Annotated in this window: 21 protein-coding genes; 3 read left to right on the top strand and 18 right to left on the bottom strand. The window is 55.8% G+C overall.

The annotated features are described in order from the left end of the window. Nucleotides 1-67: 67 nt before the first annotated feature. The 9 genes from ABUK12_RS20180 to ABUK12_RS20140 all read right to left on the bottom strand — a co-directional run bounded on the left by ABUK12_RS20180 (nucleotide 68) and on the right by ABUK12_RS20140 (nucleotide 10,543). Complete coding sequence (locus ABUK12_RS20180; protein ID WP_410013478.1) at nucleotides 68-784, bottom strand: ABC transporter ATP-binding protein; 717 nt, start codon at nucleotides 782-784, stop codon at nucleotides 68-70. Continuing rightward, nucleotides 781-1,656, bottom strand: a complete 876-nt coding sequence (locus ABUK12_RS20175) for an ABC transporter ATP-binding protein (RefSeq protein ID WP_410013477.1) — start codon at nucleotides 1,654-1,656, stop codon at nucleotides 781-783. Before ABUK12_RS20175 ends, ABUK12_RS20180 begins: the two co-directional genes overlap by 4 nt. Then, complete coding sequence (gene livM / locus ABUK12_RS20170) at nucleotides 1,653-3,023, bottom strand: high-affinity branched-chain amino acid ABC transporter permease LivM (protein ID WP_410013476.1); 1,371 nt, start codon at nucleotides 3,021-3,023, stop codon at nucleotides 1,653-1,655. Before livM ends, ABUK12_RS20175 begins: the two co-directional genes overlap by 4 nt. Nucleotides 3,024-3,034: 11 nt before the next feature. Next, nucleotides 3,035-3,949 carry an ABC transporter permease subunit gene (locus tag ABUK12_RS20165; protein ID WP_410013475.1) on the bottom strand — a complete coding sequence of 305 codons (915 nt, stop codon included), beginning with the start codon at nucleotides 3,947-3,949 and terminating at the stop codon, nucleotides 3,035-3,037. 187 nt (nucleotides 3,950-4,136) lie between these two features. Then, nucleotides 4,137-5,258: a branched-chain amino acid ABC transporter substrate-binding protein gene (locus ABUK12_RS20160; protein WP_410016730.1), complete on the bottom strand. Its 1,122-nt coding sequence runs from the start codon at nucleotides 5,256-5,258 to the stop codon at nucleotides 4,137-4,139. A gap of 633 nt (nucleotides 5,259-5,891) precedes the next feature. Beyond that, entirely contained in the window at nucleotides 5,892-6,752 is an 861-nt protein-coding gene (locus ABUK12_RS20155; protein WP_410013474.1) for a D-amino-acid transaminase, read from the bottom strand. Nucleotides 6,753-6,769: 17 nt separating this feature from the next. Next, nucleotides 6,770-7,762: an N-acetyltransferase DgcN gene (dgcN, locus tag ABUK12_RS20150; RefSeq protein ID WP_410013473.1), complete on the bottom strand. Its 993-nt coding sequence runs from the start codon at nucleotides 7,760-7,762 to the stop codon at nucleotides 6,770-6,772. A gap of 668 nt (nucleotides 7,763-8,430) precedes the next feature. Next, a complete protein-coding gene (gene thrP / locus ABUK12_RS20145) occupies nucleotides 8,431-9,819 on the bottom strand; it encodes a bifunctional threonine/serine APC transporter ThrP (RefSeq protein WP_410016729.1) in 1,389 nt (462 codons plus the stop codon). Nucleotides 9,820-9,889: 70 nt separating this feature from the next. After that, the gene (locus ABUK12_RS20140) at nucleotides 9,890-10,543 is read right to left on the bottom strand and encodes an NADPH-dependent F420 reductase (protein WP_410013472.1); all 654 of its coding nucleotides are present in this window, start codon (nucleotides 10,541-10,543) and stop codon (nucleotides 9,890-9,892) included. A gap of 133 nt (nucleotides 10,544-10,676) precedes the next feature. Here ABUK12_RS20140 and ABUK12_RS20135 point away from each other — a divergent pair, with 133 nt between their 5' ends. Next, a complete protein-coding gene (locus ABUK12_RS20135) occupies nucleotides 10,677-11,570 on the top strand; it encodes a LysR family transcriptional regulator (protein ID WP_410013471.1) in 894 nt (297 codons plus the stop codon). Between the two features lie 2 nt (nucleotides 11,571-11,572). Here the strand turns inward: ABUK12_RS20135 and arsC are convergent, their stop codons facing one another. Beyond that, complete coding sequence (gene arsC, locus ABUK12_RS20130) at nucleotides 11,573-11,932, bottom strand: arsenate reductase (glutaredoxin) (protein WP_410013470.1); 360 nt, start codon at nucleotides 11,930-11,932, stop codon at nucleotides 11,573-11,575. A gap of 326 nt (nucleotides 11,933-12,258) precedes the next feature. Beyond that, nucleotides 12,259-12,444 carry a general stress protein gene (locus ABUK12_RS20125; protein ID WP_410013469.1) on the bottom strand — a complete coding sequence of 62 codons (186 nt, stop codon included), beginning with the start codon at nucleotides 12,442-12,444 and terminating at the stop codon, nucleotides 12,259-12,261. Nucleotides 12,445-13,087: 643 nt separating this feature from the next. On the opposite strand from ABUK12_RS20125, the gene ABUK12_RS20120 reads away from it, so the two are divergent. After that, on the top strand, nucleotides 13,088-13,246 hold the full coding sequence (locus ABUK12_RS20120) for a hypothetical protein (protein WP_410013468.1): 159 nt from the start codon (nucleotides 13,088-13,090) through the stop codon (nucleotides 13,244-13,246). Between the two features lie 39 nt (nucleotides 13,247-13,285). On the opposite strand, the gene ABUK12_RS20115 is transcribed toward ABUK12_RS20120, so the two are convergent. Beyond that, nucleotides 13,286-14,350, bottom strand: coding sequence for a DUF808 domain-containing protein (locus ABUK12_RS20115; protein WP_410013467.1), 1,065 nt, complete (start codon nucleotides 14,348-14,350; stop codon nucleotides 13,286-13,288). Between the two features lie 102 nt (nucleotides 14,351-14,452). Here ABUK12_RS20115 and ABUK12_RS20110 point away from each other — a divergent pair, with 102 nt between their 5' ends. Next, on the top strand, nucleotides 14,453-14,749 hold the full coding sequence (locus ABUK12_RS20110) for a putative quinol monooxygenase (protein WP_410013466.1): 297 nt from the start codon (nucleotides 14,453-14,455) through the stop codon (nucleotides 14,747-14,749). Nucleotides 14,750-14,890: 141 nt separating this feature from the next. Here ABUK12_RS20110 and ABUK12_RS20105 read toward each other — a convergent pair whose 3' ends face one another. The 6 genes from ABUK12_RS20105 to ABUK12_RS20080 all read right to left on the bottom strand — a co-directional run bounded on the left by ABUK12_RS20105 (nucleotide 14,891) and on the right by ABUK12_RS20080 (nucleotide 22,763). Beyond that, complete coding sequence (locus ABUK12_RS20105) at nucleotides 14,891-15,766, bottom strand: alpha/beta hydrolase (protein WP_410013465.1); 876 nt, start codon at nucleotides 15,764-15,766, stop codon at nucleotides 14,891-14,893. 652 nt (nucleotides 15,767-16,418) lie between these two features. Further along, nucleotides 16,419-17,378 carry an ABC transporter permease gene (locus ABUK12_RS20100; protein ID WP_410013464.1) on the bottom strand — a complete coding sequence of 320 codons (960 nt, stop codon included), beginning with the start codon at nucleotides 17,376-17,378 and terminating at the stop codon, nucleotides 16,419-16,421. Further along, the gene (locus ABUK12_RS20095) at nucleotides 17,375-18,355 is read right to left on the bottom strand and encodes an ABC transporter permease (RefSeq protein ID WP_410013463.1); all 981 of its coding nucleotides are present in this window, start codon (nucleotides 18,353-18,355) and stop codon (nucleotides 17,375-17,377) included. The genes ABUK12_RS20100 and ABUK12_RS20095 overlap by 4 nt, the downstream gene beginning before the upstream one ends. Continuing rightward, entirely contained in the window at nucleotides 18,348-19,829 is a 1,482-nt protein-coding gene (locus tag ABUK12_RS20090; RefSeq protein WP_410013462.1) for a sugar ABC transporter ATP-binding protein, read from the bottom strand. Before ABUK12_RS20090 ends, ABUK12_RS20095 begins: the two co-directional genes overlap by 8 nt. Nucleotides 19,830-19,920: 91 nt before the next feature. Then, entirely contained in the window at nucleotides 19,921-20,853 is a 933-nt protein-coding gene (locus tag ABUK12_RS20085) for an autoinducer 2 ABC transporter substrate-binding protein (RefSeq protein WP_410016728.1), read from the bottom strand. Nucleotides 20,854-21,170: 317 nt separating this feature from the next. Next, nucleotides 21,171-22,763 (bottom strand): EAL domain-containing protein, encoded by a 1,593-nt coding sequence (locus ABUK12_RS20080; protein WP_410013461.1) that lies wholly within the window; start codon nucleotides 22,761-22,763, stop codon nucleotides 21,171-21,173. Between the last annotated feature and the right edge of the window lie 396 nt (nucleotides 22,764-23,159).

Below are 23,159 nucleotides of genomic sequence, written 5' to 3'. Positions count from 1 at the left end.
CGCGCCGGCGGAATGGCTGTTTAGCGCGGTCATTCCGGCCATGGAACGATATTGCGGTATTGCCGGGCTATATACCGCCTAAATAGGCCTTGCGTACCTCTTGGTTGCCCAGGAGTTCGGCCCCGCTGCCGCTAAGCCGGATCTGGCCGTTGACCATGACATAGCCCCGGTCCGATAACTTCAGCGCGTGGTGAGCATTTTGCTCCACCAGAAAGATGGTCATGCCGGTGCGGGCCAGCTCGCGGAGAATCTGGAAAATGTGCTTGACGATGATCGGCGCCAATCCAAGACTCGGCTCGTCAAGCAGCAGCAGCTTAGGCCGGCTCATCAGCGCGCGCGCAATGGCCAGCATCTGCTGCTCGCCGCCGGAAAGCGTCATGGCGCGCTGGTTGCGGCGCTCACGCAGGCGCGGAAAAAGGTCGAACATCCGGAGCAAATCTTCGGCCTGATGGCGATTGCCGATGGGAATAGTGCCCATCAGCAGGTTTTCCTCCACCGTCATATCCGGGAATACCCGCCGCCCTTCCGGCGACTGGGCAATGCCGTTGGCGGCGATGAAATGAGTCGACTTGCGACTGATATCCTCTCCGCGCAATAGGATCTGCCCCGCGCTGATGCGCGGCTGGCCGAAGATGGACATCAGCAGCGTGGATTTGCCCGCGCCGTTGGCGCCGATCAGCGCCACCGTTTCCCCTTCATGCACCTGGATGGAAACCTGCCGCAGGGCCTGGATCGGACCGTAAAATACGTCTACATCGCGAAATTCCAGTAGAATGTCGGTCATAAGGCCAATTCCTCCTCGTCGGTGCCGAGGTAGGCGGCAATCACGCTGTCGTTATTCTGGATGGCTTGCGGCGTACCGGTGGCGATGACATCGCCATGATCGAGCACGATAATATGATCCGAGATGTCCATCACCATGCCCATATCATGCTCGATCAGCAACACCGTGATGCCATGGCGGTCGCGCAGCAGGCGGATAATTTTACTTAAGGTACGGGTTTCCACCGGATTAAGTCCCGCCGCAGGCTCGTCCAGGCAAATCACTTCCGGGTTGGTGCACATGGCGCGGGCGATCTCCAGCCGCCGCTGCTGGCCGTAGGACATTTCACCCGCCAGTCGGTTGGCGCAATCAACCAGTTCTACCACTTCCAGCCAGTAAAACGCACGATCCAGGGCGCGGTTTTCGGCGCGTTTATAGGCCGGCGTATTGCATATCCCGGCAATCAGGTTGCGGTTGGCCTGCATATGCTGCGCCACCAGCAGGTTCTCCACCACCGACATCTCGCGGAACAGGCGGATATTCTGGAACGTGCGCGCCAGCCCGGCGCGATTGACCAGATGGGTGCCGCCGAACATTTTATAAAAAACGCGCCGGCCCAGCCGGGCCGGATGGATAAAATCGGCGGCGCGAAATTTTTGCCCGAGGATCTGGATAATATTGGTGGGCCGCCCGCGGGTGTTGAGCATAATATTGCCGCCTGTGGCCTGGTAAAAGCCGGTCAGGCAGTTAAATACCGTGGTTTTACCGGCGCCGTTGGGGCCGATAAGCGCCGTTATGGAACCCCTGCGCACCTCGAGATTGACGTCGTTCAGGGCCTTAATGCCGCCGAAATGCATCATCAGGTGCTCGACGCTCAGGATAGTGTCGCTCATGGCGCCACCCCCTTACGGGCGGCGAAACCGGCGCGGCTGATACGGATAAGGCCGCGCGGCCGCCAGATCATCATCACCACCATCAGGATGCCGAACAGCAGCACCCGGTATTCGGCAAAACTGCGCAGCAGTTCGGGGGCCACGGTTAGCACAAAAGCGGCAATCACCACGCCGATGGTCGAACCCATGCCGCCCAGCACCACAATGGCCAGGATCAGCGCCGATTCAAAAAAGGTAAACGACGTGGGATTGACGAAACCCTGGTAAGTGGCGAAAAACACCCCGGCAATGCCGGCGGTGGATGCGCCGAGCGTAAAGGCCGACAGTTTAACCAGTACGTGGTTCAGTCCCATGGCGCGGCAGGCGATTTCATCCTCGCGCAGCGCCTCCCAGGCGCGGCCGATAGGCATGCGCGTCAGGCGGTGCTTGATATACAACACCAGCAGCACCACCAGGATCAGCACGCCGTAGATGAAAATAAACTTCAGGTTGGGATTATAGGGAATATTGAGGAACTCATGAATGGGTACCCCGCCCTCCCTGGCGCGGCGACCGAATTCCAGGCCGAAAAAGGTCGGCGACGGCACCGAGACGCCATTGGGGCCGCCGGTAAAAGCCAGCCAGTTGTTTAAAATCAGCCGGATGATCTCGCCAAAACCCAGGGTCACTATCGCCAGGTAGTCGCCATGCATGCGCAACACCGGGAAACCCAATAACGCGCCGGCCACGGCCGCCATGATTGCCGCCAGCGGCAGCATGGACCAAAACCCCAGGCCGAGATATTCATACCCCAGCGCCAGTCCGTAGGCGCCGATAGCATAAAACGCCACGTACCCCAGATCGAGCAGTCCGGCCAGGCCGACCACGATATTCAGCCCCAGTCCCAGCAGCACATAAATCAGGCCGAGAATTGCCACGGTCAGCAGGTATTTGGTCGCGACGAAGGGAAACAGCGCCGCGAGTACCAGGATCAACGGGATAATCCAGCGCAGGCGGCTTTTGTAGTCGGCGGGACGGACGTAGACGCCGCCGCTGTCGCCGTTAAAACGCAGTTGGAAACGTTGTCCCGGCCCGGTTTGCAGAAACAGGCTAAGGGCAAAACGCCCCGCCATCACCGCCAGGATAATCCAGGCCAGGCGCGGAGCGTGGAAATTGAAGCTGTAGCCGTCCAGCACCACGCCCACCACCGGGCCAAAAACAATCAGGGCAATAAAACCGGCCAGGACGGCATCAAGCAGGCATTGCCGGATATCCAGCCCTGCGGGCGGAGGCGATCCCGGGGAACGCGGCGCGGAGGTTGGCTTGTCCGGCGATTGAGCCCCCGGAGAAGGCGTCCCGGCGGATTGCGGCACTGTGGGTTGCGACATTATCTCTCCCTTTATACCTTAGCCACCAGTGGCCGGCCCAGCAGACCCTGCGGGCGAAAAATAAGGATGACCACCAGTAAGGAAAATGAAAATACATCTTTGTAATCGGAATTGACCATGCCCGAAAACTGCGCCTCGGCGACGCCCAGGATCAGGCCGCCCAGCATGGCTCCCGGCAGCGAGCCGATACCGCCCAGCACCGCAGCGGTGAATGCCTTAATGCCGATGATAAAACCGGCATAAAAATCAAAGGTGCCGTAGTTCATGGTAATCAATACCCCGGCCAGCCCCGCCATGGCGGCACCGATAACAAATACCCAGGAAATAACCCGGTCGGTATTGATGCCGAGGATCGAGGCCATCTTGCGATCCTGCTGGGTGGCGCGGCACATGCGCCCCAGCCTGGTGTGGCCGATAATATAGGTTAGCGCCAGCATCCCCAGCAGCGACGCCACCAGGATAAAGATCTTGGTATAAGTGAGCTGGACAAAGCTGTCGCCGATGTGGAACCTGAGCACCCCGTCCAGCATGGTGGGAATACCCTGTTGACGTGGCCCCTGGCTGATTTGCGCATAGTTTTGCAAGATAAGCGACATGCCGATGGCGGAGATTAGGGGCGCCAGCCGGGTAGAGTTGCGCAGGGGCCGGTAGGCAATGCGCTCGATAACCCAGCCGTAGACGCCCGTAACCGCGATGGTAAACACCAGGGTGCCGAGGATGAGCAGCGGAAACGAATGCAGGCCGAAAAACGACAGCAGCGCCAGCGCGATGGCGCACAGATAGGCGGAAATCATATAGACTTCGCCGTGGGCGAAGTTGATCATGCCGATAATACCGTACACCATGGTATAGCCGATGGCGATCAAACCGTAGACGGCGCCCAGTGTCAGGCCGTTAAACATTTGCTGCAGGAAGGAAGAATCCATAGTTACACCGTCTCGTCTTGCTTACAGATCGCCCGGCGGCCAGAAAAGCGACCACCGCACGGCGCGCGGGGTATTTTCCCCCGGAAAACATGGCGTCGGGGCCGGCCCGTCAGCGGCGACGCCCACGGACAACCCCGGCGCCTGGCCCAGGTTCCGCCTGGCGCATTACCTTTAGCCCATGGTGGCTTTAGGGGATTTCGTGATATTTACCCTGGTCGTCCCATTGATAAACCACGTAATCGGATACCTTCAGATCGCCTTTACTGTCCCAGGCCTTTTTGCCCATGACCGTATCCACGCTGTTGGCCTTCAGCCACGCGCTGGCCTTAGCGGAATCGCTGCCGCCGACGGCGTTAAACGCCGCGGCAATAGCCTGTACCGACGCATAGGAATAGAGAGTGTACCCTTCAGGTTCAAACTTGCCGGCGCGGAACTTCTCAATCACCGCCTTGCCGTCGGGAATAACGCGGGGATCTTTGCCGAAGGTCATTAAAACGCCGTTGGTATACTGCGGACCGCCGGCGGCGGTGACCAGTTCACTGGTGACAACGCAGTCGCCGGAAAAGAATTTAGCGGTGACGCCCTGCTCACGCATCTGGCGCACCAGGGGACCCGCCTCGGGATGGCAGCCGCCGAAATAGACCACGTCAGGATCCAGCGCGCGGATTTTCGTCACCAACGCGTTGAAATCTTTTTCACCGCGCGACAAGCCTTCATACATCACCTCCTTCACGCCGCGTTTGTTCAGCTCCGCCTTGGTGGCATCCGCCAGGCCCTGGCCGTAGGTGTCCTTATCGTGGATGATGGCCACTTTTTTCGCCTTCAGCTTATCGATAATGTAGTTGCTGGCAATCAGTCCCTGCTGGTCGTCCCGCCCGCACATACGGAACATGGCGGTCTGGCCACGCTCGGTAATCTGCGGATTGGTGGAGCCGGGAGTGATGGCGATAATACCCGCCTCGTCATAGACTTCCGACGCCGGCATGGTGGATGAGGAGCAGAAGTGGCCAATCACCGCCTTCACGTGTTCCTGATCCACCAGCCGGTTGGCCACCGCCACCGCCTGTTTGGGTTCACAGGCGTCATCTCCTTGCACCAGCTTAATTTTTTCCCCCTTGATGCCGCCCGCGGCGTTAATATCCTCGGCCGCCTGGGAAGCGCCGCGCCAGTATTGATCGCCATAGGTGGCATTGGGTCCGGAAAACGGCCCGGCAACGCCGATAACCACATCGGCATGGGCGGAGAAAGCCGCGCCCAGGCAACCGATAAGCAGGGCGGAAAGCGGGGTTCTTATCAATTTCATTGACATCATCTGGTTCCTTTATACAGTTTCAGCAAAACGCCCGAGGCGTGGACCATAAATCCTGAAGCTTAAACGTACAACCCATGAAGACGACGGGTATTTACCCCAACAAAATAAGCAATTATCCGGCCATAATGGCAAATTTCCGGCACATTAGAGGCACAGACCGTTTCGCTCCGGGGAGCTATCATCAGGGCGGGCGCCGCGCCGCCCCCTTTCAGTGCGCTTGTGCCGCCGGAAAACGGCGCCGGCGCCGCGGTTGCACCATTTCGGTGATACCGTCTATTAAAGACTATCTTTTAACGTTAAAGTCTAATTTTAATAACAAATAGGACATGTATCACATTAATTATCGGCGCGCCGCGGCACATGCCGCCTGGCGATTTAGCGTTAAAAAATAGTTGGTAAACACCAACGTATTTCTGAACCTTGAGATAATAAAAAGCGGCGCCTCAACACTTTCGCTGACTAATATTTACTGATAAGAAAAAATTAACCGCCCGCGCCGGTTTTATTGCCATAAAAATCATCAGCAATAAAGAACGGGCCTGAAAATAAAGGACCGGAATACCAAAATAAGGGCGGATACACCGCCCCCGGCCGGCGAAACCGCGGCATTGCCGGCCCGGGGCGTTATTATCAGGCGGTGGCCCGCAGCGCCATATCCACATATATCGCCCGCAGCGCCCGGGTTACCGGACCGGGAACGCCGTCCCCCACCGTCCTGCCGTCGATGCCGATAACCGGCCAGATAAAGGTGGTGGCGGAGCTGATAAACGCCTCCCGCGCGGCATAAGCCTCCTCAACGCTGAATGCCCGTTCCTCAAACGGGATAGCATGGGTTTCGGCCAGCATCAGTAGCGAACGGCGGGTTATGCCGTGCAAAATCTCGTTGCTGAGCGGCCGGGTCACCAGGGTGCCGGCAGACGTGACAATCCACGCGTTACAGGCGCTGCCTTCGGTTATCAGCCCGTTCTCCACCAGGAAGGCATCGTCCGCGCCCTGGGCATGGGCATACTCCTTGGCCAGGCAAGGCGCCAGCAGTCCCACCGTTTTGATGTCGCGGCGGTGCCAGCGGATATCCTCCAGCGTCACCACCCGGATGCCGTTGATAGCCTTGGCATTATTGATAACCGGCCGCGCCTGGGTAAACAGCGTAAGCGTAGGCGGAGTGCCGGCCGGCGGAAAATCAAATTCCCGATCGCCGGTAGTGCCGCGACTCAGTTGCAGATAGACCGCGCCTTCCCGCAGTTGATTGCGGGCGATAAGCTCCCGCTGTATCGCGTCCAGTTCAGCGGGCGTAACGGGCAGGGAGAGTTTAAGCTCCCGGCAGGAGCGCACCAGACGGGCGATATGGCCCTCGTTTTCCAACAGCTTACCGTTTAATACCGCGGTGACTTCATAGACCGCGTCGGAGAACAGGAAGCCCCGGTCGAAGATGGAGATCCTGGCGTCCTGCTCCGGCACATAGTCGCCGTTAAGATAGACAATTCTGCTCATGGATTCTTCCGCCGTGGTTAAAGTTGCTCAATAATGCGCGCGACGCCCTGGCGGAACGGATCCACCACCGGCAAACCGTAGCATGTTTCCAACTCCGCCATATAGGCCAACGCGTCCGCCTCCGGCAGCAGGGCGCTGTTAACGGAGATGCCGACAAATCGCGCCTGCGGGTTGGTCAGCCGCGCCGCCCGCAGGTTCAGCGCCATACAATCGGCCAGGTCGGGCAGCGGATAATCGACGCCGCGCATAGTGGTACGCGTCGGCTCATGACACAAGACCAGCGCATCAGGCTGCGCGCCGTGGATAAGCCCGAGGGTGACCCCGGCAAACGACGGATGGAACAGCGACCCCTGCCCTTCGATGATATCCCAATGATCCGGCTCGTTGTCCGGCGCCAGGGTTTCCACCGCGCCGGCGATAAAGTCCGCCACCACCGCGTCGATACTGATTCCCGCGCCGCTGACCAGGATGCCGGTCTGGCCGGTGGCGCGAAACGTGGCTTTTCTGCCCTGTTCCAGCATGGCCTTCTCAATGGCCAACGCGGTATACATTTTACCGCAGGAACAGTCGGTGCCCACCGGCAGCAACCGTTTACCCGCGCGCTTGCGCCCGTTGCCCACCGGCAAAGCGGCGCGGGTGTGGCGCACATCGAACAGCGAGCGGCCAAGCCTTTGCGCCGTGGCTTGCAGTACCGGAACGTCCGACAGGCGATTATGCAGCCCGGCGGCCAGGTCCATGCCGTTTTCCAGCGCGTCGCGCAGCACCTCGACCCAATGCCCGGCAATCACCCCGCCGCGATTGGCCACGCCTATCACCAGCGTTTTGGCGCCCATGGCCCGGGCGGCGGCAATGTCCAGATCGGGCAGGCCGCAATCCACCTGGCAACCGTCCATGCGCAATTGGCCGACGCAGTATTCCGGATGCCAGTGGCGAATGCCGGTGGCGACTTTCGCCGCCAGCCGATCGTGCGCGTCCGCCAGGAACAGCAGATAAGGTTTTTGAATTTCCATCAGCAACGCCTCATTAAACAGTTAGGGTTAAGGGTGCGCCCCACCGATGCTGCGGACCCGTTGCTCCACGGACAGAGGCGGCCAGGGGGTTGGCGCGATACCACTACCTAGCACAGGTTATGCCAAATAGACTCCAATCCTAAATAGCGTTATAGATCAATTAAATAAAATTATCTTCCGCCATCGCGACCGATAAAGCCGCGGTCGCCGTGCTTTTTTGCACCAAACTCAGGCGTTAACGCTGCTTTATTGCTTCACCATGGTGATATTTAATAAAATATTAACAATTAACCAGGTTAAAACCCGGCATATTAGTAAAATAACGGCATAAACCACGGTGCAAAAACGGCGTTGCCACGATAAAATCCGCTGCAAACCGAATCCGCCGCTGTTTGTGCGGTAAAACCATTATCCGGCGCTGAAAAACAACAGAGTATCTTGCCGGCGGGCAGACACGGCGGGGCGTTTTGCCGGCTGGGGGCGAAAAAAAACCTAAACCGCTTGTTTGCCACCGCTGATACAGCGAGAGAAACAAGGAGTTTAGGTTTTACCTGGACGGCGGCGGTGCCGCCGACAACAGTGATTGATAATGCCGCCGGCGCGTTATTTTAACAAGTGCCGCCCGGAGGCAGATGTTAATAATGTGACGCCGTTCAGATTTTAATCAATCACCCGGCGTTCGGCGTCCCCGCCTGCGCCGCGCGATTAAATCCCAGCACGCGGTAAATTACGGCAACCAGGACTAAAAAGGCCGAACCTACCACCAGCGACAACCGGGTGTCCGGGCTAAAGGCCATGCCCGCCAGCACGCAGACTAAAAAGGCCATGGTCAGGTAGTTGGACCAGGGAAACCATACCGAGCGGAACGGATGCGACGCCATGGCATCCCGGTGGGCCCGGCGAAAGCGCAGCTGGCTTATCAGCACCACAAACCAGGGCACCATGCCAGGCAGAACGCTGGCGCTGTAGACATAAACGAATACCCGCTGCGGATTGGGAATAATATAATTCAGGCACGAGCCCAACAGCAGCACCACGATGGACAGCATCACCCCCACCGCCGGGATGCCGTTGCGCGAGACCCGCCCTACCGCCGCCGGCAGCTGGCGGTTTTGCGCCAGGGCGAAGAGCATGCGGCCGCAGCTGTACATGCCGCTATTGCAGCCGGACAGCGCCGCGGTGAGGATAACAAAATTGATAATGCCCGCCGCCGCGGTAATGCCGATTTTGGCGAAGGTCAGCACAAACGGGCTACCGCCGCCGTCGATTTGATTCCAAGGGTAAATCGTTACGATAACAAATATTGCCCCGACGTAAAAAATCAGAATGCGCCAGAGGATCTTGCTCACCGCGCGCCGCAGGGTCACCTGGGGATTACGGGCCTCGCCGGCGGTGATGCCGACCAGCTCCACGCCCTGATAAGACGCCACCACAATACAAAGCGCAAACAGCAGGCCATTCCAGCCGCCGGCGAAAAAACCGCCGTGGGCGGTAAGATTGCCAAGCCCCACCGCATGGCCGTGGTTGCCGATGCCGAAAAAGATAATACCCAGTCCCACCGCGATCATCACCACGATAGTGGTGATTTTGATCATGGCGAACCAAAACTCGATTTCGCCATACAGCCTGACCGCGGCCAGGTTAGCGAGCGCCACCAGGGCGACGGCGGCCAATGCCGGCAGCCATTGCGGCAGGTCGGGAAACCAGTACTGGACATACACGCCGATGGCGGTGATTTCCGACACCCCCACCGCCATCCACATAAACCAATAGCTCCAGGCGGTAAGGTAGCCGAAAAACGGACTCATATAGCGATGGGCATAGACCGCGAAGGAGCCGGCGATGGGTTCCAGATAAAGCATCTCCCCCATCGAGCGCATAATAAAAAAGACAAATAACCCGGCGATAATATAGGCCAGCAGCACCGACGGCCCGGCCCATTGCAGCGTGCTGGCCGCGCCCATAAATAAACCGACGCCGATGGTGCCGCCCAGGGCAATCAGTTCGATGTGCCGGGCTTTGAGGCCGCGCTGCAACTCCTGCTTTGGTTCCACTATCATCCCTCTGAATCCGTTGGCTCATTTCCGCGCGCGGATTTAACAATGAATATTATCGAGGGCAAGGAGATTACCGCATTTTGCGTGATATAACATGCTCCTCATCGTTTTCGCGCAGCGCTTTTTGCAGCCCGGCGGCATCGAAACGTTCGCAATACATCGGCCTGCCCCGCTGGAAACGCCACCCCTCGGCCAGAGACCCGGCATCCACGACATCAAAGCCGAATTGATCGATAAGCGCGGCGGCCTGCTGCTTTGCCTGCGCGTCGTCGCCGCTGATGGGCAGCGCGCGCCGTCCCGGCGCGCCCGCGGGCATACCGTCGCGTTCCAGATCGTTAACCCGGATGGAATTGAACGCCTTGACGATGTTCGCCCCGACAAGATGACGGGCCAGCAGCTCGCTGGTGGTGATGGATTGATTCTCCAGCTCAGGCATCTGCCCGTCGCGTTCGGGATAATAATTATTGGCGTCCAGCACCACTTTACCGACCAGGGGCGCAACCGGTACTTGCAGGTAATTTCTCAGGGGAATGGCGACTACCACCAGTTCGCCGAAGGCGGCGGCCTGTGCCGCGGTGCCGGTCAAACAGCCTATTGACGCCACCAGGCTCATCAGGGTTTGCGGGCCGCGTGAATTGCTGACCATCACCTCATGCCCTTGCTTCATCGCCAGTTGGGCGATGGCGCGGCCGATAAAACCCGCGCCGATAATGCCTATTTTCATAAGTCAGAACTCCAGTTGGAAGAAAAAAAATACCGAGGACCGACTTTACATTACCAACCGTTTTGCGATAAACAGGCATATCAGAACATATCCCGCAACCTACAGTTGTGAATTATCCGGCAGGAGCGCCGTAATGGACCGACTGACCAGCATGGCGGTATTTGTTAAGGTCGCCGACCGGGGGTCTTTTGCCGCCGCCGCCGAGGCGCTGAATATTTCAGCGCAAATGGTGGGCAAGCATGTGGTATTTCTGGAGGATCGGCTGGGGGCGCGCCTGCTTAACCGCACCACCCGCCGGCAGAGCCTGACCGAAATCGGCGTGGTGTTTTACCAGCGCTGCAAGATAGTGCTGTCCGAAGCGCAGGCGGCGGAGTCCGTAGCCCTTGAACTCAGCGCCGCGCCGCGCGGCCAGCTGCGCGTCAACGCGCCAGTGACGTTTGGCGCCTACGCCCTGACGCCGATGATTAACCGTTATCTGCTGGCCTTTCCGGCGGTGAAGGTGGATTTAACCTTGACCGACCGCTTTGTGGATGTGGTGGATGAGGGTTTTGAGGCGGTCATTCGCCTGGGCGCGCTGAAAGACTCAAGTCTTGCCGCCCGGGAACTCGCACCCTACAGGATGATTGCCTGCGCATCGCCGGGATATCTGGCCCGTTGCGGGTTACCGCGCCAATTAAGCGATCTTGAACGCCATGAATGCCTGGGCTATAGCTTCTGGTCGCGTCCGCCGCTCAGTGAATGGCGCTTTACCCGCGGCGGCGAGGAACAACGGGTTCGGGTGCAAAGCCGGCTACAGATTAACGACAGCTCGGCGCTGTTAACCTCCGCGCTTCACGACGGCGGGATTCTCCTCGGCCCGGAAGTGATACTGCGTCCCTATCTGGCATCCGGCCAATTGATGCGGGTATTGCCGGACTATGAAGCGCCGTCCCGGCCGCTGCATATCCTGTTCGCCGCCCAACGGCAGCTGACGCCGAAACTGCGCAGTTTTATCGACTGCGTGGTGGCGGAATTCGGGGCGCGCTAAGGTCAAACCGGCGGCAGGATCTCGAATACCGCCTCTTTAGGCCGGCATAACCGGGTGCCCAGGGGCGTGACGACGATAGGGCGATTGATCAACACCGGGTATTGCACCATAAAATCGATAAGCTGTTCATCGGTCCAGCGATCTTCCGCCAGGCCCAGTTGCTGGTAAGGATCGTTTTTGGTGCGAATCAACGCGCGGACCGGCAGGCCCATATCCCTGATCAACGTCTGCAACTGCTGATGATTGGGCGGCGTTTTCAGATATTCGATAACCTTGGGCTCAATGCCCCGTTCGCGCAGCAACGCCAGCGTATTGCGGGAGGTACCGCAGGTGGGGTTGTGATAAAGGGTGACGTCACTCATAGCGTGTCTCTTGTCCTTGGGTAATGACCCACTGGTCCGGCAATCCAAACAGTATCGTCAAAACCCGGTGACGGCGCACGCGGTATTTTTGTATTGTCTCCGACCCGACATCTGGCGCAGGAAGCGCCCAAACCACGATAAGCCCGACCAGAGCGTCGGGCTTATCGTTTATGTCATGGCATAGTATTTGAATTAACGCGGCCGGATCTTGGTTAAGTCCGACCGCCTTTACCTGTTTCTATTACATAATTACTCTGTTGTGAACAGGCATAGCCACCTAACTTACAGATTATAATTATGTAGCGACGAAACAAGCATAGAACCTATTATTTCGACGGTTTTCTGCCGCCGCCATGGCTGTTGCGCCCGCCTTTTTCACCGGCTTCGGATGCGCGCTGCGGGTCGTTTTTAAAGTTGCCGCCGCTCGCCTGGCCGCCTTTCTTGCCGGCGCTGGATGCCTTTGCGCGATCTTCCGCGAAATTGCCCGATCCGCCACGATGTTGTTCAGCCATCTTAAACCTCCGGTTGAAATAAAGTGAATTTCAATTATTCTGTATCTTTTCAAAGCGGCATAAAAATAAACTGCGATAATTTAATCCGGTTTACCGCATTTTTACTCCACTTAATTGCTTTCCACCCAATAACAGAAAGGCAACTCAAATCATGTCATAGGTATATTTAATACTAGCCGACATACTCATACTGGCAAGCGTCATTTACAGATTGATACAAACTCCGCCCAAGGAATCAGCGTAAGTAGGTGCATTAATTTCTTAACTATCTATTATTTAAGGTTTTTTATTAAAAACATTATTTAAAGCCACATTATTTAACCCGTTATTGCATATAATTTAAAAATCGTGGGATACCTGCTGGGAACAACCGAAGCCGCAATTCTCTTTTTGCACCTAAAAATAAGAGACTTATAAGGCTTATAAAGATTATTCTCCCTATTGTCTTGTATGCCAGCCGCTTATCATGATGGAATCAGCACCCTATCATTTTTATTTCTGTCTATACTTAATGCGGACACTCATTCTATATTCGCAATCCGTGGTGTCCGACCGGTCCAGCCGCCGGCGGCAAGGTAAACATTAACCGCAACATTTTGCATGTTTGCATGTCGCTGCAAAAAATATTCACGGGAGAAAAACAATGTTCAGCAACCAGACCCGATACCCTGGCAAGCCCGATGGACTGCTGACAGCGCAGGCGCCGCAACCCGTGGCGCCGGCCAAGCCGGCTGATCAAAAAAGTAAGGATGACCCGGCCAACGCGCCGGAATCCGGCGACAAACTGCCCGACCAGCAATAATCGACCCGCATTGCCAGCCAGCAGTCATACGCCGGGCGATTATGCATGGCTTTTTCCGGCAATTTTCATACCCGCCGTCACCAGCGCCACGATAATCCCGCCGGCCACCAGTCCCAGCAGCATATCGGTGGCGCTGGTCATCAGGGTGCCAACGAAACCGCCGTGCCCTTCTTGCATGCGGTCAATCAGGCCATGGGTCCAGGGCAAGCCGTGCGCCAGAATGCTGCCGCCCACCAGGAACATGGCGATGGTACCGATAACCGACAGGGATTTCATCAGCAGCGGCGCGGCATTGACCACCCCGCGCCCCATGGCGCGCAACAGCTTGCGCGAGCCGCCCTGGCCGGGCAATTCGCTCAGGTAAAGTCCCACATCATCCATTTTGACGATGGCCGCCACGATGCCGTAGACGCCCAGGGTCATGGCGATGGCGATCAGCACCATCACCGCCACCTGGTTCATCAAGGGCGCGCTGGCCACGGTGCCCAATGAAATCACGATAATCTCCGCCGAGAGGATAAAATCGGTACGCACCGCGCCTTTAACCTTTTTATTTTCCAGCGCCAGCACATCTTCCGGGGTGACGCCGGATCCTGACGCCGGCGCATCCGTCTGGCGGGTCTCGTCCGGGGCCACCGAAGCGCCCTGCGCCACATCCGCCGGCGCGGCCTGCGCGGCGGTGGCCGGGACGATCGGCGGCGCATCGGCATTGAGCACCGCCATCGGCGCGGACGGGACCGGTTCAGCATGGTTTTTTTTCTGCTGACGGCGATGCCAGCTTTCGATCAGTTTTTCAACGCCTTCGTAGCACAGATAGGAGCCGCCCAGCATCAGCAACGGCGTAATGGCCCAGGGAATAAATGCGCTGATAACCAGCGCCAGCGGCACCAGTATCGCCTTGTTGATCAGTGAACCCTTAGCGACTTTCCATACCACCGGCAGCTCACGGTCGGCCCTCACGCCGGATACCTGCTGTGCGTTCAGCGCCAGGTCGTCGCTGAGCACGCTGGCGGTTTTACGCGCCGCCACCTTACTCATCGCCGCCACGTCATCCAGTATCGAGGCTATATCATCAAGCAGCGCCAACAGGCTGGTTCCCGCCATATCGAATTCCTTTAATTGTGCTTTTTATCATTAGTATCGTTATGATTAAAGCAGGCTATTCCCATATTGTTAATAATTCATATCAGTTATTTGGAGAATGTTATGTCTGCAGAGGTTCATATCGTGGCGGTTGTCGAAGGTAAACCGGGCAAGGCGGAAGCTATCAAAGCGGTGATAAAACCCTGTATCGAAGCCACCCGCCGGGAAGAAGGCTGTCTGAAGTACCAGTTGCATCAGGATATTGTCCGGCCCGATCATTTTATTTTTGTCGAGCAGTGGGCAAGTGAGGAAATTGTGCAAAAACACAGCAAATCCGCGCATCTCAAAACCATGGTGGACGGGCTGACCGATCTTATCGTCACGCCGTTGGAAGTGTCGCTATTAAAAAGCATTTACTGAGCCGGCGTCTGCGCGCCGTGTTGCATGTCTGGCGGACGACGGCGACCACGGCCGCACCGATAGCATGGATACCGGCGCTTATGGCATAGCCCCGAACACAACCGGGCCGGGCAATGCCGCTGCGGCCCATGTCTGCGCCCTTCACATGTGTTTACGTAGCCAGTCCAGTTGCTGTCCTGCGACGCGATTAAGATGCTCGCCGGCAAAAACCTGGTAATGACGCGCCTTGGGCTGGATATGGCAGCGTTTATCCGCGCTAATGGCCTGGTATAAAGCCAGGCCGTATTCCAGCGCGATGACTTTATCATTTTCAGCAAACACCATAAACGTCGGCTGAGTCACCCGCGCCGCAGCTTGCGCCGGATGATAAAGAATGGTTTCCCATACCGCCAGATAAGGGACTTTATTCCCCAGGACCGGGAATTCCTTTTTTTTCTTTTCAAAGAACACGCGCGACTCCTCATCGGTCATGACCTTGATAATGGGCACCAACAGTTCATTGCCGCTCTGCTGCTGCTTACTCGCCATCCTTTTCAGGGTATCCATAAAGCGGGCCTTTTCCTCTCCCCCCATATCGCCGGTCACCAATTGCTCGCCGTCGGCGAAAGCCAGTTGGCTGAGGACGCATTTTATTTCCGGGCGGCGGGCGGCCACCTCGATAACGTGACAGCCGCCAAGCGACGTGCCCCACAGGGCGATACGCCGGGCATCTATCCCGGGTTGGGCTTGGCACCAGTCCAATACCGCCATGATGTCTTCAATCTGCCGTTCCGGCACTATCCTGCCGGCGTCGCCTTCACTGTCGCCGAAGCCACGGTAATCAAAGGTAACAACGCAGTAGCCGGCCGCGGTAAAATGCTTAACAAAGCCCGATAATAATATGTCCTGGATGCAAAAGAATCCGTGGCACATCAATACCGCCGGCAGCGGCGATGTGGTGCTACCGCCTGCACGATGTATCCGTATGGCCAGTTTGTCCCCCGCAAATTCTATAGCGTGTCGCTCAATTTCCATCATATTTTCTCCTTAGGTAACTAATAATTTCGTCGTTTTAATTACAAATTTCGAACGCGCAATGAAAGTGGCGATCATCGCTGTTCACCGACAAATATTTTCATTAAAATATCAAGATAGTTATTTTAATTGATAATAATACAAATGCTAATGATATTAGGAACTCATAAATTGATAATACCGGTAATTATTATCGTTGAGCAAGGTAAATAATTTATTATCAGGCTCGTTTTTTATTATTGAGTGATAAACAGCAGGAAAATATAAAATACTCCAATTGAGCCTTTTTTAAAGACATATTATGTTAACTGCCAGTCAATCTTAACGCTTCTACTAATAGCCAGCCATTGTATAATAACATCTCTATGTTACTCAATCAGTTAAAGAAACAGCAATCAATTGCTTGGCTAATTATTTATTAGATTTACATTTATATACTCATAAAAATGGTTATTTTGACCGATAAAATCCTGCGTTCCTGTGGGCAGTGATTAAAATCAATAAATAACTATTTTATTTGCATTTATATGAAAAGATTCTTTCACCGGCGGGGAGGATAACATGCATAACATTTTTCTGGGCAACGCGGACGGGAACGCAAGTTGCCGGGAACGCCGCACGGTTCGTCCGCCGCGCGGCGTTTTAATCGTCCCGGTTAACGGCTGGGAAAAGGTAGCCGTATGCCCTTCAGGAAGAGAAACGCCAATAACAGGCCGCCCCATAGCGCCATCGTGATATAACTGCTTATCCCCATGATATTCAGGCCGCTTTCCAACATCTGCAGCAGGATCAGCGCCAGCACCATACCGACAATCTTGCCGAAACCGCCATCGGGATTAATCCCCCCCAGTACCGCCGCCAGGATACTCGTCAGCAGGTAGGACTCGCCGTAGGCGGCCTTGGCGGAATTCAGCTTGGACATCATCAGCAGCGCCGCGACCACGCACAACAGCGAGGAGATGACATAAACCGCCATCAGCGTGCGCGGCGTATTAATGCCGGCATAATGGGCCGCCCGCTGATTGGAGCCGATAAGATAAATACGGCGGCCCAGCGGCGACCGTTCCAGCACGATCCACATGATAAGCGCCACCAGGGCAAAGAGGTACAAGGGTACCGGGATGCCCAGCCAGTTATGGTTGTTCAGCCACAGCACATAGGCGGGAAAATTGGAGATAGCCGTCCCCTTGGATATCAGGATGGTCACCCCCTTCAGCAGGGTCATCATGCCCAGGGTGGCCAATATGGGAGAGACGCGGATGACGGCGATCAGGACCCCGTTCAGCAGGCCGATGAGACCGGCCATAGCGATACCGGCCAGCAGCATCAGCAGGGCGCTGCCTATCGACGGGGCAAAATGGGTGGCAACCCAGGCCATGACCAGGGCGCAGCAGTTGGTGGTGGCGATAATCGACAGGTTGATGCCGCCGGTCAGCATGGTCACCGCCATGGCGAACGCCAGCACGCCTAATACCGGCAATTGTGATCCGATGGACTGGAAATTCGACGCCGACCAAAATACGCCCGGAATCTGCACGCTGAAGGTCACCACCACCACCACCAGCAGCACCATCAGGTACAGCTCCACATGATCTTTTACTTTGGCGCCGCTCATGACAGGATCTCCGATTTACTGCGCTGACTCCAGGCGGTGGAGCTGATACTGACCACAATGACCAGGCCGGTAATCACCATCTGCCAATAGGAAGACACACCGATTAAATTCAAGCCGTTCTGCAGCATGGCCAGCAGTACCACGCCCAACACCGTTCCCAGCAGCGTGCCGCGCCCGCCGATGATACTGGTTCCACCCAGCACCACCGCCGCCAGCACGGTCAGTTCATATCCCAGCAGCGAGTCCGGCGCCACCGTCATCACGGTATAGGATTGCACCACCCCGGCCACGCCCGACAACAGCCCCATGAAACCATAGACAAACAGCTGTAGCTTGAAAATACCGAAGCCCAGCCGGGAAGCCGCCTCGCGATTACCGCCCATGGCATAGATTTTACGCCCGATACTGCTGCGTTTCATCAACAGGCCGGTGATGATCAATACCGCCAGCAGGGTCATAATGGGCAGGTTCAGGCCATAGTCATAGCCGTCGGCGGCGGTAAAAGTAAATAATGTCAGGCCGCCTTCGAACCAGTCGGGATATTTGTACAGCCACACGCCTTTGGAAAAATAGAGCAGTAAGCCATAAAATATATTCAGCGTAGAAATAGTGACAATAATGGAAGGCACTTTCAACCGGTTGACCAGTACAGCGTTGATCAGGCCCAGCACGGTACCGACGCCGCCGGCGATGAGGAACGCCACCAGGAAATTACCACCGTATCTCAGCAGCGCGGTGACCATGATATATTGCGCGATGATGGTCATCGCGGGAAAAGAAATATCGATGCCGCCCGAGATCAGGACGATAAACAGCCCGCAGGCCAGGATCAGCAGCATGGCGTAATTGTTGATAAGATCGTAAAGATTGCCGAAGGTGAGGAAATCGCTACTGTTCAGGCTGAACACGATCCCCATGATCAGGATGGTCGCGATCAGCAATACTTCATGCCGGTGCAATGCGGCTTTGTTAACCATTGACCACCTCCGCCAGCGCCGCTTCGGTGGTTTGGGACGTAAGGAATTCAGCCACCAGGGTGCCCGCTTTCATCACCAGAATCCGATGGCTGTTAAAATACGCCTCTTCAATTTCATCACAAATCATCAAAACCGCGATGCCCTGGGCGGCCAGCGCGTTAATAATCTGGTAAATCCCCGCCTTATTGGCAATATCGACGCCGACCGTGGGCGAATCCAGGATGAGCAGACGCGGACGGGTTGCCAGCCATTTTGCGATCGCCACCCGCTGGGCATTGCCGCCGGAAAGGGTATTGACCGGCAGCGAGGTATTATCCGACTTGATGGTCAGCCGGCCGATCATCTCATCGACCAGGGCCTGCGCTTTTTGCTTATCGATAAGGTGCCAGCGGTCTTTCACCTGCGCCAGTACCGTTGAGATGATATTGTCCTCAATGGACTGCTCCATGACCAGCCCGGTGCCCAGGCGGTCTTCTGACACATACCCTACGCCTGCGGCAATCGCATCGCGATTGCTGTTGAACGCGACCGGCCGCCCGTCGATTTTAATGCTGCCGCTGTCCGGGCGGTTCAGGCCGAACAGGCTCAGGCAAAGTTCCGTGCGCCCTGCGCCCAACAGCCCGGTGATGGCGACGATTTCACCTTGGCGCACCTGCAGCGAAATATCGTGGTATTGCCCGCGGCGGCTTAACCGCTCCACCTCCAGCACCACCGGCTTGCCGCCCGCATAAGGGGTCAGTACTCGATAATCGAACGCCAGCCCGGTCATCAGGAACGCCAGCTGTTTACTGCCCATTTCGGCGGCGGGGAAGGTGCCGATGTACTCACCGTCCTGCAACACGGTAATGCGGTCGGATACCTCCATAACCTCATCCAGCCTATGGCTCACAAACACCACGCAGATCCCCCGCGCCTTCAGCTGATGCACCAGCCGCAGCAGGCCTTTGACTTCCGTCATGGTAAGAGAGGCGGTAGGCTCGTCCATGATAATCAGCCGGGCATCCTGCGCCAGCGCCCGGCAAATCGCCACCAGTTGCCGCTGCGCTATCGACAGCGTTTCCAGGGGCGCGTCCAGGTTAAGCTGGATGCCGATATCGTCCAGGGTGCGCTGCGCCAGTTGGTAAAGATGGCGCTTATTCACCCAGAGATGGTGATGATAAAGATTGATGGCGATATTTTCCGCCACGCTCAGGTTGGGAAACAAGGACAGATCCTGGTAGATCACCTGGATGCCGCGTTTAACGGATTCCCCCGGCGTCAAATGGGAGAACTCGCGATCGTCGAGGGTGATTTTCGCCCCGGCATCCGGTTGATAAACGCCGGAAATAATCTTAATCAGCGTAGACTTGCCGCAGCCATTCTGCCCGGCCAGGCAATGCACCTCGCCCGGCAGTAACGTCAGTGCAATATCATTGAGCGCCTTCACCCCATAAAACGTTTTGCTGACATGTTCCATCGCAATTAACGGCTTCATTGCAACCTCATAGTAACGCGTCCGGGTGACCGGCCGGGGCAGTAGCCCTTCCCCGGCCAGAGCCTCGCAGGATGTAAACAGCGGCGAACAATTAATACAGGCTGTCGATGTTGTCCTTGGTAACCCGCAGCACCTTATGGAACTTAATCACTTTCTTGTCGGCATCCACTTCCGCTTTGCCCAGGCCTTTTACTTCATAGCCCGGGCCGATATTTTCGCCTTTCAGCAGGCTGGCCGCCACCGCCGTCAGGGCATACCCGGCGGTAGCCGGATCGTAGGTAATGCCTTCGGTGATATCGCCGCTTTTAATCAGCGACGCCGCCTGGGACGGAATCATCATGCCGTAGACATGGACTTTATTTTTGGCGCGTTTCTCCTTAACCGCGCGTCCCGCGCCGATGGGTCCCTGCGATCCAAACGCCACGATGGTATTCAGATCGGGATGGGCCTTCATCAGATCAAGGGTGGTACGGCGGGAGTCATCGATGCTTTCCGACACCGGCATGCGGCTGGTCACTTCATGCATATCGGGATAATGCTCTTTCTGGTATTTCACAAACAAATCGGCCCAGAGATTATGCTGGGGCACCGTCAGGCTGCCCACATAGATGACATATCCCCCTTTACCGCCGTTGGCCTTGGCGACCTCCTCCACGTTGTCGGCGGCAAACTGCTGGTTGTCGATAATTTCGACATCCCAATTGGCGCTGGGCTGGCCCGGCGATTCATTGGTTAATACCACGATGCCCGCCGCGCGCGCTTTTTTAAATACCGGCTCCAGCACATCGGCATCATTGGGCACGATGGTTATGGCGCTGACTTTTTTGGCAATCAGGTCTTCAATGATTTTCACCTGTTGGGGAGCATCGGTACTGGACGGCCCGACCTGATAGGCATTGACGGAAAGGTCCTTACCGGCCTGGGTGACGCCTTCGCCCATACGGTTAAACCAGGGCATGCCGGCGATTTTGGAGATATTGACGATTTCGGACTGCGCGGCAAAGGCGCTGGACGCGCTCAGCATCAGGCCCAGGCAACCTGCGGTTAACCAGTTGTGCAGGGTATTTGTTTTCATTTTATTTATCCTCATGAAGCAATAAAGGTAGGAGTAGCTAGAGTTAAAATTTACAAAAAGGCCATGGAGAACAGCGTTAAAATTAAAACGCTTTTTCAAAGCGTTATATTAAAAAAATAGAGACTTATGCGAAGAAAACGATTGAAATATGGAAGGATACGGAAAAATTATCCATATACATATTGGCTGTATATATGGATAAATAAGGCACTATTTTTGTTTGGGATTAAGCTCACAAAACGATTATAAAAAACCAGCAAGCCGGATTATGGTGCTATAGCTGTGGCGGCATGGCGCGCGTGTTCCTCGCGCATATACAGGGAAAATTGCGTCAGCGCCATCGGCCTGGAGAAAAAGTAGCCTTGCTGAAAGAACACCTGTTTATCCAGCAAATACGCCTTTTGCCGCGCGTTTTCCACCCCTTCGGCAATCAGCTTCATATCCAGCTTCACCGCCAGATCGATAACCACGTCCACGATAATCCGGGAAGTGGTCTCCTCTTCAATCATCGCCACGAAGGATTGATCGATCTTCAGGAAATCGATATTCATCTTGCTCAGATAGGACAGTCCGGAATATCCCGTGCCGAAGTCGTCGATGGCAATCGCCACCCCGAGTTGTTGCAGCTCGGCCAGCACGGCCAGCGTCGTATCGTTGACGTCGATAAATTGCCGTTCCGTCAGCTCCAGTACCAGCCGGATATTTTTATCCTGCACCGTCTGCAAAAAAGTCCGGCAATCTTCCACAATCTGCCGGTCGGCAAGATGGTTAGCCGAGATATTGATGGCGACATGCAGCCTCTCCCGCCAATGCACCGCGCTATCGGCAATCACCGTAGCTACCTGCTGCATAAGCTGACGCGTTAAGGGAATGATGAGGCCCGATTCCTCGGCCAGCGGGATAAATACCTCGGGAGAAACAAATCCGTCCGTGGGATGCCGCCAGCGCGTGAGGATCTCCACGCCGGCGCAACGATCGTTGGCCACATTCATCACCGGCTGGAAATAGGGTTCAAACTCATTACGCTTCAGCGCCAGGGCCATATTGGTGCGAATGGACGTGGTAGCCGCCAGCCAGTTGCGGATAAGCAGCGACATGACCAGGCAAACCACCACTGAAAACAGGATTATGACGGCATACGTATCGACCATATAGTCAAAAAACTGACGTTGGGTAATGGCGATGCTCAACGCAAAAGGAAAAACCCGCGAAACCCGGTTGACGGCGATAAACCCGGTTTGCAGCTTGTCAGATGGGATCAGCCGCCCATCAGGCGACAGGGATTGATTCTTTATGCTCAGGAAAATCCGGTTATTGGATCCCACCGCATCCATCATATAATGCATATATTGCGTATCAATGACCACGCTGACGCCGTCATTGCCGCGATGCTTGCGCAACACGATGACGGCAATGCCGGGAAACAGGAGCGTGCCGGCGCGCAGCTCGATTTCCGGCGTCAGATCGCGCATTTCCGCTGCGTATTTGCGCGGCTTCATATTGGGCGGCGCCGGCACCGGGGAGCAATACACCAGGCCTTGATGATCCAGGATAACGGTGCGCACCAGCGAATGGCGCATGTTGATCATGCGTAATCGATCGACGATCTCCGCGCAAGGTCGGTTCAATAACATGATGGCTTCATCGGCCGTTGCGTCGGCGTCGTTTAATAGCGTGTCGACAAAGGCCAGCGTACTGCCTATCTCATGATCGGCGCGGGATTTCAACGTCTGGTAAGCAAAAAAACTAATGAGAGAAACGGAAAAAATAAAAAAGCACAAGGGAATGATTACCCAAAAGAGCATGCGATACTTGTTGGCGATTTTTGCTATGATCCTGCTTTTCAGGCTGATAGGCATTGTGCGTTCCCTACTCCTCGGCACATCCCCGGGGGAGATGCAATCCCGCGTATTCGCCTCTGCGAAACTGTGGTAACTGGTTTGAGTATACACCCAGTTAATTATTTCACTCCTAATGCTTCGGGCAGGGAGGCGATATCACAGGAGCAGCTTGCCTGGGATTATACGGACGGCCAGGCTGGCCGGCAAGCGGACAACGCCGGGCACAAGGCGCAGACAGAAAGTATCTTACACGATGAATAATATAAATTAAAATAATTAGCTTTATGCTTATATATATAATGATTTTTTTAGCGGGACGCATTTTCTCATTGACCGAATCTGTTAACTGATTTACTATCGATTAAAATAATATTATATAATAAAAACCTGCATTTCAATGTATTAAATATATCC

The sequence above is a fragment of the Sodalis sp. C49 genome (assembly GCF_046352915.1).
GTDB lineage: Bacteria > Pseudomonadota > Gammaproteobacteria > Enterobacterales > Enterobacteriaceae > Acerihabitans.
This window is presented reverse-complemented; position numbering and strand designations above follow the sequence as displayed.

Excerpts from the sequence above, each read along its gene's own strand:
- ABUK12_RS20140 (WP_410013472.1), bottom strand. The coding sequence starts at position 10,543 with ATGAAAATAGGCATTATCGGCGCGGGTTTTATCGGCCGCGCCATCGCC.
- ABUK12_RS20135 (WP_410013471.1), top strand. The coding sequence starts at position 10,677 with ATGGACCGACTGACCAGCATGGCGGTATTTGTTAAGGTCGCCGACCGG.
- ABUK12_RS20100 (WP_410013464.1), bottom strand. The coding sequence starts at position 17,378 with ATGAGCGGCGCCAAAGTAAAAGATCATGTGGAGCTGTACCTGATGGTG.
- arsC (WP_410013470.1), bottom strand. The coding sequence starts at position 11,932 with ATGAGTGACGTCACCCTTTATCACAACCCCACCTGCGGTACCTCCCGC.
- ABUK12_RS20160 (WP_410016730.1), bottom strand. The coding sequence starts at position 5,258 with ATGTCAATGAAATTGATAAGAACCCCGCTTTCCGCCCTGCTTATCGGT.
- ABUK12_RS20120 (WP_410013468.1), top strand. The coding sequence starts at position 13,088 with ATGTTCAGCAACCAGACCCGATACCCTGGCAAGCCCGATGGACTGCTG.
- ABUK12_RS20175 (WP_410013477.1), bottom strand. The coding sequence starts at position 1,656 with ATGAGCGACACTATCCTGAGCGTCGAGCACCTGATGATGCATTTCGGC.
- ABUK12_RS20105 (WP_410013465.1), bottom strand. The coding sequence starts at position 15,766 with ATGATGGAAATTGAGCGACACGCTATAGAATTTGCGGGGGACAAACTG.
- ABUK12_RS20090 (WP_410013462.1), bottom strand. The coding sequence starts at position 19,829 with ATGAAGCCGTTAATTGCGATGGAACATGTCAGCAAAACGTTTTATGGG.
- ABUK12_RS20110 (WP_410013466.1), top strand. The coding sequence starts at position 14,453 with ATGTCTGCAGAGGTTCATATCGTGGCGGTTGTCGAAGGTAAACCGGGC.
- ABUK12_RS20165 (WP_410013475.1), bottom strand. The coding sequence starts at position 3,949 with ATGGATTCTTCCTTCCTGCAGCAAATGTTTAACGGCCTGACACTGGGC.
- ABUK12_RS20095 (WP_410013463.1), bottom strand. The coding sequence starts at position 18,355 with ATGGTTAACAAAGCCGCATTGCACCGGCATGAAGTATTGCTGATCGCG.
- ABUK12_RS20115 (WP_410013467.1), bottom strand. The coding sequence starts at position 14,350 with ATGGCGGGAACCAGCCTGTTGGCGCTGCTTGATGATATAGCCTCGATA.
- ABUK12_RS20080 (WP_410013461.1), bottom strand. The coding sequence starts at position 22,763 with ATGCCTATCAGCCTGAAAAGCAGGATCATAGCAAAAATCGCCAACAAG.
- ABUK12_RS20155 (WP_410013474.1), bottom strand. The coding sequence starts at position 6,752 with ATGAGCAGAATTGTCTATCTTAACGGCGACTATGTGCCGGAGCAGGAC.
- ABUK12_RS20125 (WP_410013469.1), bottom strand. The coding sequence starts at position 12,444 with ATGGCTGAACAACATCGTGGCGGATCGGGCAATTTCGCGGAAGATCGC.
- dgcN (WP_410013473.1), bottom strand. The coding sequence starts at position 7,762 with ATGGAAATTCAAAAACCTTATCTGCTGTTCCTGGCGGACGCGCACGAT.
- ABUK12_RS20180 (WP_410013478.1), bottom strand. The coding sequence starts at position 784 with ATGACCGACATTCTACTGGAATTTCGCGATGTAGACGTATTTTACGGT.
- livM (WP_410013476.1), bottom strand. The coding sequence starts at position 3,023 with ATGTCGCAACCCACAGTGCCGCAATCCGCCGGGACGCCTTCTCCGGGG.
- ABUK12_RS20085 (WP_410016728.1), bottom strand. The coding sequence starts at position 20,853 with ATGCTGAGCGCGTCCAGCGCCTTTGCCGCGCAGTCCGAAATCGTCAAT.